Source organism: Pseudarthrobacter sp. NPDC080039 (genome assembly GCF_040702335.1).
Lineage (GTDB): Bacteria > Actinomycetota > Actinomycetes > Actinomycetales > Micrococcaceae > Arthrobacter > Arthrobacter enclensis_A.
The window spans coordinates 26,421-35,918 of sequence record NZ_JBFBKY010000031.1 but is presented as its reverse complement, the minus strand read 5'-3'; the positions used below and the strand labels follow the sequence as shown (position 1 = coordinate 35,918).

Annotated in this window: 10 protein-coding genes; 8 read left to right on the top strand and 2 right to left on the bottom strand. The window is 60.7% G+C overall.

The genetic code is table 11. From position 1 onward, the window contains the following. Nucleotides 1-1,022: 1,022 nt before the first annotated feature. Together AB0313_RS19985 and AB0313_RS19980 are read left to right on the top strand one after the other, a co-directional pair. Nucleotides 1,023-1,175, top strand: coding sequence for a hypothetical protein (locus AB0313_RS19985; protein ID WP_366307835.1), 153 nt, complete (start codon nucleotides 1,023-1,025; stop codon nucleotides 1,173-1,175). 43 nt (nucleotides 1,176-1,218) lie between these two features. Next, nucleotides 1,219-1,524 (top strand): hypothetical protein, encoded by a 306-nt coding sequence (locus AB0313_RS19980; RefSeq protein ID WP_366307833.1) that lies wholly within the window; start codon nucleotides 1,219-1,221, stop codon nucleotides 1,522-1,524. Nucleotides 1,525-1,760: 236 nt separating this feature from the next. Here AB0313_RS19980 and AB0313_RS19975 read toward each other — a convergent pair whose 3' ends face one another. Continuing rightward, nucleotides 1,761-2,084: a helix-turn-helix domain-containing protein gene (locus AB0313_RS19975; RefSeq protein ID WP_366307841.1), complete on the bottom strand. Its 324-nt coding sequence runs from the start codon at nucleotides 2,082-2,084 to the stop codon at nucleotides 1,761-1,763. A gap of 177 nt (nucleotides 2,085-2,261) precedes the next feature. On the opposite strand from AB0313_RS19975, the gene AB0313_RS19970 reads away from it, so the two are divergent. Further along, the gene (locus tag AB0313_RS19970; protein WP_366307831.1) at nucleotides 2,262-2,798 is read left to right on the top strand and encodes a hypothetical protein; all 537 of its coding nucleotides are present in this window, start codon (nucleotides 2,262-2,264) and stop codon (nucleotides 2,796-2,798) included. A gap of 30 nt (nucleotides 2,799-2,828) precedes the next feature. Here the strand turns inward: AB0313_RS19970 and AB0313_RS19965 are convergent, their stop codons facing one another. Then, nucleotides 2,829-3,152 carry a helix-turn-helix domain-containing protein gene (locus AB0313_RS19965; protein WP_366307829.1) on the bottom strand — a complete coding sequence of 108 codons (324 nt, stop codon included), beginning with the start codon at nucleotides 3,150-3,152 and terminating at the stop codon, nucleotides 2,829-2,831. A 183-nt stretch (nucleotides 3,153-3,335) separates the two neighbouring features. Here AB0313_RS19965 and AB0313_RS19960 point away from each other — a divergent pair, with 183 nt between their 5' ends. The 5 genes from AB0313_RS19960 to AB0313_RS19940 all read left to right on the top strand — a co-directional run bounded on the left by AB0313_RS19960 (nucleotide 3,336) and on the right by AB0313_RS19940 (nucleotide 9,482). Then, entirely contained in the window at nucleotides 3,336-4,235 is a 900-nt protein-coding gene (locus AB0313_RS19960; RefSeq protein ID WP_366307827.1) for a hypothetical protein, read from the top strand. Nucleotides 4,236-5,029: 794 nt separating this feature from the next. Beyond that, nucleotides 5,030-6,103 (top strand): C40 family peptidase, encoded by a 1,074-nt coding sequence (locus AB0313_RS19955; protein WP_366307825.1) that lies wholly within the window; start codon nucleotides 5,030-5,032, stop codon nucleotides 6,101-6,103. Nucleotides 6,104-6,331: 228 nt separating this feature from the next. Further along, a complete protein-coding gene (locus tag AB0313_RS19950) occupies nucleotides 6,332-6,619 on the top strand; it encodes a hypothetical protein (RefSeq protein ID WP_366307823.1) in 288 nt (95 codons plus the stop codon). A 54-nt stretch (nucleotides 6,620-6,673) separates the two neighbouring features. Then, nucleotides 6,674-7,993 carry a type IV secretion system protein gene (locus AB0313_RS19945; protein WP_366307821.1) on the top strand — a complete coding sequence of 440 codons (1,320 nt, stop codon included), beginning with the start codon at nucleotides 6,674-6,676 and terminating at the stop codon, nucleotides 7,991-7,993. After that, nucleotides 7,986-9,482: an SCO6880 family protein gene (locus AB0313_RS19940; protein ID WP_366307819.1), complete on the top strand. Its 1,497-nt coding sequence runs from the start codon at nucleotides 7,986-7,988 to the stop codon at nucleotides 9,480-9,482. Before AB0313_RS19945 ends, AB0313_RS19940 begins: the two co-directional genes overlap by 8 nt. The last annotated feature ends 16 nt before the right edge of the window (nucleotides 9,483-9,498 follow it).

Here is a 9,498-nt window from a genome sequence, read left to right as displayed (position 1 = left end):
GTGGGCAGATCTCATGGCCACCGGTGGGCAGTTTTGCTGGCCGTCAGTGGGCATTTTCGTGGCCGCCTATGGGCAGTTTTTCATGGCCGCTAACAGACTGCCAGCCGTGGTGCGAAGGCCACGCCCCAGGTGACTCCGATTGCCAAATAAGGCGCACTCTGTTGCACCCCGATTATGTTGCGTCCACACCCGAACCCGCTTCTCAGGCACCGTCTGATCCATCACTTGAAGCTCTCAAAGGTGCATTTGAGAGCTTGGGCGGGTTCCCTCCCACCATCGATATCATCCAGCTCTACGCATACCAACCAGAAGACCCGGACCAGCCCATAGGAATCGAACTGGCATTTTGGCAGTCAGATGAATCTGTGGAAGATCAGACGTGTTCCCTGCCAACTACCTTGGAGGGCTTGGAAGACATACACAGACGCATAGGCGAAGCTATCCGAACGCTTCGCACGCAGTAGAGCGGGGAAAGCCCCGGCCAGTCCTCATGACTAAGCCGGGGCATCTATTAGTCCGGGAAGCTAAACCTAGCTGCCACCCGTTTCCTGCCAGAGTTGAACAACCAGACAGGACGAGCTGGATGGGGCCTATACGCCGGCCCTCTTAGGGCGCCTCAGAACACCAGCCGAACGTGTGAAACGCCGGGTTCCTGTTCTGGCACTGAGCATTGCTGCAGTAGGCAGGCATATCCATGTACTGCCTCGTTGCGTCACCCAGACTCGTCACGTCCTGCTTACGAGTTACCACCTTCGACCCACATTTGTCACAGGTCCAATTCGTTGCCATTGGTCTACCCCTTCTACTCCGTGGGAGCGTTCGTCCCCCGGTGCCTTCACACCGTAGCCCCGGGGGCTGACAGGTAGGGGGCAACGAATCGCCGGCGCAACGACCCCCGGGACGCTCCGCTGGGTTCGGCGTGGTGGGTATCGCGGATCCCTGCGCCGCGGACGCCCCGGACACTTCGCCGGGTAGTGTCCTCTCCCTCCCCACTTCATAGGAGGGTGTGTGATGATGCAGTCATGGCAGATATGAGCAAATTCCTCGATTTGGTTTCCGAGTACCAAAGTGCGAAGAGAAATGAGGGTGTTATCGGTTGGGAGCACCTGCCGAACGAAGCGGAATCTATTGCGGCCAAGGCCCTGGAAGAACTCAAGGCCTTGCTCGGCGAGTAGGAGGTTGGTAGTGGCGGAAGTTCCAAGGTAGTGGCAAGAACTGATGGCCCGCGCCGGATACACATCGATCCGGCAACTGGCTAAGGCGGCTCGGCTCAACCACATTGTGGTCAACCCGGTCATCATGAAGGGCACGAGCACCGCGCCGGAGAACATGACCGCGCTGGCCGCCGCCCTCAGTGTTCCCGTCGAAGATCTGTACTTCATAAAATCAGGAACTCGAGCTCGTCCGCTTTCCATACCGGCCGGTACGGAAAAGCTCAGCGAACGGCAAAAGGACGCCATTTCGGAATTGATCCGGTCAATGATTGAAGAGCGGGAGGCCCTTGAAGGCTTGGGCGGTGCATAACCGGATTTATCTGCCGGGTAGGCTAACGGCGTAGAGGCGTTCAGCGTGGAAAAAAATTCCGTGTATAGAAATGACTACCCTTGCCTCCCGGCGACGGCCTCTGGAGCACCCTGTCACCCCTGCCGCCGGGACGCCACCCTGGCATTCCCCGGCGACCTCTCCGTCATTGCACTGCGGGCGAGGCCAAGTCCTGTTGAAGCTTCAAATCAAGTCGCAAGAAACCTGTTTGAAGTCGTTCAGCTAAATTCTTGTGAGGTATCACGGCACTCGCTTGAGTGGAACGCCAATACCTTTGGGTACGATGCATGAGCGTTTGGGTTCCCGAAGTCGGCAGCACGAGATTGAAACCTGGCAGATAGCTCCTGCAGCTGCCTCTCGATCTGGTCCAGTTGAGCGGTAAATGTTCCTGCCGTCGACGTGACAAAGCCTGCCCCGCGCAGCAACACCATGTGGCGACGAACGGTCGACTGCGAAAGCCGCAAGGCAAGAGAGGCGTCACTCAAAGACGCTGGGCCATGCGAGATCAGGAAGCGAAGGAGTCGGCTTCGCGTCCGGTTCATCAAAATTTCCTCTGCCACGGAGACCACCACCGAGTGACGTTGGGGGAAGTTTGAACGCGTCTGTAGACGGGTCTACAGGAGAACGATACGCTCATCCCCATGGGGATGGAAGCGTCCCGACAAGCCTTATTGCAGGCGGCGTTCGCCAGAGGAATACACTGGGCACCAGGGGCCGTCGTGAAGCATTTCACCAGGAGGGAGGCGGGTTTGTCTTCTGATCAACAGGCGTTCGGTGGCGGCTTGTCTCCGCAGGCAGAATTGGCGCGGCGTCTGAACCTTTTGCTTGATGTTGTGGTTGCCGAGCGAGGTCAGCCCGTCACGTTTCGTGAGGTTCAGCAGAAGCTGCAGAGCAGGGGAATCAAGCTTTCCAGAGCCCGCTGGTTCTATATGAAGGACGGCACGGGCAGGCTTGTGAGCGACCCAGCATTGTTGGGAGCGCTGTGCGAAATCTTCAATGTAGACCCTGGATATCTGCAGGGTGGCGAGATGGCTGAGTTGCCCCAGCGCATTGATTCACAGCTCGAGTTTGTAAAGTCCCTGCGTGCAGCTCGAGTGAAGACCTTTGCGGCCAGGACTCTTGGTGATGTGTCCCCGGAGACGCTTCGTGCCATCACGGAGTATTTGAACAGGGACATCAACCGGCGGCCGGAAGGTGAGCAAGCAGCAGCGGGTTCGTCGTCAGACGCGGGTATGACAGCGGAGCAGGTCGAATAGGCGCTACCACCCGCCGTCGCAACGTCGCCACTACTTCTCGAGCAGGTAGCTTAGGTGTGCGTCGAGTAGTTCCTTGATACGGACTGCGTTGGCAGAGTACCGGGGGGACCGTCCGTGCCGGCGCCCAGGTTCGACGTCGACAACCACCACGCCCGCCTCCTCCAAGGCCGCGAGGTGCTTGGCCACGCTGGGCTCGCCGGCGCTCACAGCGGCGACAACGTCGCCCCGTGTTGCCGGTCCGTTAGCCGTTAGGAATCGGAGAATTTCGTTCCGGGACCGGTTGCCGAATGTAGCGACGGCGGCCTCAACGTCGGCCGACCAGGCGGCGTCGTGGGGCTGGGTAATCCGCGGCATAGCCACATTCTTCCCGAAGGTTGACGAAAAAGTAAGAAGCGCACCCTTGACGATACTATAAGTATCTTCGACAATAATTTCTGTAGCTTCTACTGATCGTTGCTGGATCTGCGTATCCACGTCCGCGAGTGGCCTCTTCCCGCGACTCTGCTAACTACTCGATCTGAACAAAGTGGTGAAGTCGTGGAAATCGACGCTAAGCCAAATCAAAACAGCTCGGAACCATCCAAAACTGTCACTGTCGACGTCTCGTTGCTGTACCCTCCTGCGGCAGGGGAGTGCAACATACCGCTCGATCAAATCATGAGCGCGGTGAACAGCGTGCAGGGTTACGTCGTCTCGCGCCTGGCGCGGATTGGACGCACCTGCGATGTGGACGACCTAATGCAGGACATTAGGGTCGCGGTATGGGACGGGGTAACGAAGGGGCGCTACCGGGAGTTGCCGGGAATCCCGTTCGAAGCTTGGGTCCAGGGCGTTTGCAACAAAGTCTGCGCGGCACACGTACGGCGCGAACTTAGTCATCAGACCTTGCCGCTACTCCTGGATTTCACGACGGCGGAAGCCTCGCCTGAGGTGCTTGCTGTCGTCAGTGCCGGTTTGGGTTGGGACAGCACCGAGAAGTATGTCGACCACGCGTGGGCGCAGGCCATGCTCGGCCTGGTGCAGAGAAACGTCAAGGAGGACACGTGGCAACTCGCTGTCTCAAGCCTGGTTGGGCCAAGGCACTTCGGACCCCCATCGCCAAGGGACAGGCGACGCTGGCGTGCCGTTACTGTCGTGCGACAGACCGCTATGACGATCAATGCTGCACTGAACTGCCACCCCGAGCCGGGGCTAAGCATGGAAGGTCTTTGCCGGTGTGCTGCCGATTGCCTTCCCACGGCTGTTCTGAGAAGAGTCGCGCAGACCATAGTCCGCCCGGGGCTGCGCGGCCTGCCTAGGTCCCTACAGATGACCGCGCTAGCGACCGAGCTTGGTGTCACTGAGCGGTATGTCGCGGTGAACATTGGTTTCGCACGGCAGTTGTACAGGACAGCTTGGCGGGTGCTCCAGCACGAGGCCAACAGGCAGCCCGCCTAAGCCATGGTTGTCTGGGGGGCGGGAAGCCGGGGACTGCGCACACTCCATGCGGTAGGCCGTCAGCGCTCATTCGTTGCCGGACTCTTCGTTCTCTTGCTGATAGGTGGCCTCGTTTATCTGTTCTGGCCGAGCCATGGGCCGGGTGCGGTGCCAGTCCCAAGTGCGGCACCACGCACGCCTGTAGCGCCGGCATCTTCCGGGACGCCCTCAGCAACGGCGCCCTCTGCCGTCCCTAGCGAAACCGATGCAGCCGCACTGGCCTCACGTGTTGATCTTCCTCCATCGCGCGACTTCCGCGCGCTCGCTTTAGAGGCAGCAAGGGGAATCTACACGTGGGACAGCCGCTCGTCGTCGTACTCGGATGTGTATGCACGGGTGCGCTCGTGGTGGGAGTTGCTTCCCGATGGATCCAACCCCTTATCCGTGTTGGTCACAGAGTTTGAGGCCACTGGTGTGACTGCCGCTTCCTTTGCGAGTCTTGGACAGCAGTCGGCGCGCCGCAGCGGCACAGCGCAGTCTGTTCGCTGCGATCTTGAGTTAGCCAAAGTTCAGGAATTCCCACCACCCTGGGCAGGTCTTCATGTGTGCACTGTGATCGTGCAAGTGGTCGATGAGACCAGCACGGACCGAAACGCCTATTCCGCACCCATAACGGTGATGCTGAACTGCCCGCCCGCGGTTACAGCTCCCGCTAACCGCTGCGCCATGGTTGCCTTCTATGCGACCGCCGACCGGATCGTCTACTGATGGTCGGCCTTGTGGCCGTGGCAGGTCTGGTCAGGCGACGGGCACTGGTGAAGGTAATCACTGCAGCTGTGACCACTGTTGTGCTGCTCTCGCTGATGGCCTTCGTCGCGGGCGTGGCTCTATTCGCCGGTATGAGAGGCGAGTCGGCTGTCGCTTGTGTGCCAGCTGATGCTGCATCTATCAGCACTGGTACAGGAACTAGCGACGGCATGGAGGTCCGCGACGGCAGCCAGGTGCTATACGAGCTGAACTCGCGACAGGAACGTGTGGCCCGCGCCTACATCGGGGTCGGCAAACAGCTTGGCGTACCCCGTTCGGGACAGATCATTGCCATCATGATGGCGATGCAGGAGTCGAGTTTGCGTGTGCTCGCCAACCCCATGGTGCCGGCTTCCATGGCTTTTCCGAATGACGGCGTTGGCAGTGACCATGACTCGATAGGCTCGGCGCAACAGCGTCCGGGAGCGGGCTGGGGGAGTGTCGAGCAGCTTATGGACGCTTTCTACAACGCGCGCGCTTTCTATGGCGGCCCGCTCGGTCCGAACCGAGGAAGTCCTCGAGGGCTGCTCGACATACCCGGGTGGCAGGCAATGGACAAAGGCCTTGCTGCTCAGGCTGTCCAAGTATCTGCTTTTCCCGAACTCTATGCGCGTTGGGAGCAGGCGGCGACAGCAGTCGTTGCTGCGTTGGAAACGGACACTTCGCCGGATTCTTGTTTACTGTGGGCACCCGACACGAGGCCTGCAGCGTCTTGGCAAAATTTGCCTCAGCTCCGCCGCGACATTCTGCGGTTCACTCAGGAAGGCATGGGTGGACGGTATGTGTGGGGCGGCACTGCATTCAAAGCCTGGGACTGCTCGGGCTACGTGCAATGGATCTACCGTCAGGCCGGTATCGAATTGCCCCGGGTAGAGCAGTGGCGTGTTGGGGTACGGACGGACACCCCGAAGCCGGGGGATTTGGTGGTTCAGAATCCGCAGGGACCGAACAGTTGGGGGCACGTTGGCATCTACGCCGGCAACGGCATGATGTGGAGTGCCTTGAACCCTGCCGTGGGTACATTACTGCACCCAATCAGCTGGAATTCTGGCACCGCCTATTTTGATCTGCTTCCGCGCTGACGGCTCCTGTCGCAATCGGTGGGGCATCTGGGCTAGAGGGGTTTTAGCGCCTAATGAAGGCCTGGGTGGGAGACCCACCTCACTGCGGTGAGCGGGGACATAGCACGTCTGGTCGTCATGCCGTCCGAAAGGCGTGTTCGGTGTCCGGTCATGTCGCTGACCTCCGCTCCATCCATGAATGTTTGAGCTCATCTGCTCACTCCATGGAATACGACGGACGGAGCACCCATGTTTCTGGCAGCGGTGGACCCGGGGATCACGCCAAACGCGAGTTTTCCCTTCCTTGAATCGCTCAAACAGATAGGCGGCGGCATCCTTGTCGGCGCCTTCATCATCATCGCCATCGTGGCGATCATCGGCGCGGCGCTGCTGTTGGCCGGCAAGCTGAGCCAATCCTCGCGCCTGGCCTCCAGCGGCGGCGTGATTCTGCTCTGGACGGGACCCGTGGCGGCTATCCTCGGCGGCATCAATGGCTACATCCTTTGGTCGCAGACCGCGTTTCATCTCGGGTTCTAGGTCATGCCCGTTGAGTGCGATCTCAATGGATGGTGGCCACCCGGATGCGGCCTGGTGTCACAGGCCAACGACAACGCCCTCGGCGCGGTCACGTCACTGTTCGCAAACATCCTGCAGAACATGGCGTCGTGGCTGTGGGCCTTCATCTCGGGTGCTTTCACTGTGTCGAACGTCGACGACTCGCAATGGCTGTCCATCGAAGGGCTGACGAGTTGGTGGGTTGTTGTGATGGTGACTCCGCTCGCCGTCGTGATGATTCTGCAACTGCTCTCCGGGCTGATTAGCCAGCAACCGAGACGCATTGGAAGGGCGATGGTAGGCGGCGCCCTCGCCATCCCACTGGTTGGGGCCGCCGTCTACCTCGTTCGTCAGCTGACCCGGGTAACAGACCAGGCATCCGCCGCCCTGCTCCAATCCATTGGTTCCGATCCCTACCTCGTCTTCATGCGGCTCTTCGGCTTTGAACGAGCGCCACAGGGAAGCGGCCGGGAATGGAACCTGGTCTCGCTGGCTCCCGGTAACACCGGCGGCCCGGCGGGCGCGGCCGTGGTGACCATGATGGCCGTCGTGGTCGTCTGGATACTCGCCTTCATTCTGATGTGCTCGATGATATTCCGATCGTTTGCCCTCGTTGTCCTCGCCGCCGTGGCTCCCGTGGCACTCATGCTGCTGCCTTGGGACAAGACAAAATCATGGGCTCGTCGCTGGTGTGAGGTCGTTATCGCATTGGTTGTGGCGAAACCCTTGGCTGCAACCGTCTTGGCCGTCGCCGTAAAGCTCTTCGCCGATTCCAAGTCGTTCGCAGGCTTGGCAGCCGGAACCGTAGGCATGGCCCTCGCGTGTGGGGCACCCATGATGGCTCTGCGTTTGGTGAGCTTCGCTGGAGGGGAACTGGCTGCAGCTGCCCAAACGGCGGGCGGTGGTCATGTCCTGTCGCGAAGCACCAGTGTTGCGGCCCGGCAGATTAGCCGGCAGGCAGGCGGCCGCCTGACCCTCGCGAACATGGTGAGTCGTTCCGCTATGACTCGGCCCGTCAGTTCAAGCCGTAACGTCTTTCCGACACAGGTGTCAGCTCCTCCTGTGCCCGCCGGGTTGACCTCACCGAATCGCGATGGAGGACAGAGAGCTTTGAGAACAGGATCCTCAACCGGACCACCGGAAGCACCGCAGTCCCGCGAACCCGCCGGGTTCGTGGGTGTAAATCCGGGAAGCCAAAGCGGCATCACTCCAGCACCAGCCCAGCAGAGTACACGTACAGAACCTGGACCGCGAGCGCGGCCTCCGGCTAACACCCCCGGGGCGTCGAGCCCACAACCTCCGAAACCCCAGCCACCAAGAATTGATCCTCCGAAGGGAGGTACCTCCCATGTCTGAAGACGGGCGCGCGATAGAAGCCGTCAAGTTCCCAAGGTACGAGCGCCGCGGTTTCTTCCTTGGACTCAAGTGGTATCAGTTGCTCATTGTGGCCGCGGGAGTTACCGTCGCCATCGTTGCCTCCGCAAGCCACGGTCCGATGGGATTATTCACCACTGGGCCGATGTGGCTCGCGCTCATACTGCTCGGAATCCTCCAATACTCCCGTGTTCCATATCCAGTCTGGGCACAACAGATCGCGACGTTCTTCTACCGCGCAGCTGCGGGCCAGACGAGGTTCCTCGCAAAGCCTGAAGCTCCACGCCTCGCCGGCCGACTTGCCCTTCCGGGCGGGCTGGGCAGTCTCGAAATTCGAACAACCGCCCGTGCGGAATGCTTCCTGGTCGATGGACACGGCAAGGAGGCAATCGCGGTGCTGAGGTGCAGTACGCGTTCGTTCGCTCTCCTGGATGCTGACGATAAAGCGTGGGCAGTCCAGGCTTGGTCACGGGTTCAGGCGGGCATGGCCCAACGGCAAAGCGTTGCCCGCATCGCCATCCAGGACTACACCGTGCCCTACCCGTCATCGTCCCTTTGGGACTTCTACAGGAAGAATGCCCTGCCGGCGCGAGACAAGGAAGACGCTGGATGGGGCCAACGTGCATACGAGGACTTACTGGGGGCCGCCGGCTCAGCTATGAGCCATGAGCTGGTCGTCGCCGTTGTCGTGGACACGAGCAAGGCGCGACGGCGGATCAGGGAGTCGGGCGGGGGCGTCACCGGCCTTGAACACGTCCTGCGGCTCGAAGTCGAGGCGATACGAACGTCGCTGGGCACCCACAACGTCAAAGTCGAGGAATGGCTCGGTGAGCCGGGGCTGCTTTCCATCATCCGCGGTGCCTTCGATCCTGCCCTTCTGCCCGCCGGCAAAGCGACGGCCGCGACAGCTTCGGCGTCGAATGCACCAGCAGCAGAATCTAAGGATGACCTCATGAGGCAGGGCCCGATGGGCGTAGAGGAGCACTGGACCTACCTGCGGACAGATTCCGGCTTCCACCAGACCTTCTGGATTGCTGAATGGCCGCGGCAGAAAGTCTTCCCGGGCTTCCTCCACCCCCTGATCTATGTGGGCGAATTCCGCCACACCTTCACCGAGGTTATTCGGGCGGTACCGACCGCCGAAGCACTTCGTGACATCCGCTCAGCCCAGGAAGCCCACGAGACCCGTCGCCGCATCAATGCACGCTTCGACAGACCGCTCACCCGTGAGCAAAGGGCCGAGGAGGAAGAAGTGACACAACGGGAGGAAGAGATTGTCGCCGGCCACGGTGACGTCCGCCCGGCCGCATATATGACGGTCACAGCGACTTCATTGGAGGACTTGGCACGGCACCGCCAGGAGCTTGAGTCCGCAGCGGCGGGCGCTTTCGTTGAGCTGTGGCTTCTCTACGGACAGCAATGGGCGGCCTTTGTTGCCAGCGGCCTGCCACTGGGAAGGGGACTGCGATGAAGACGACCAAGGCCAC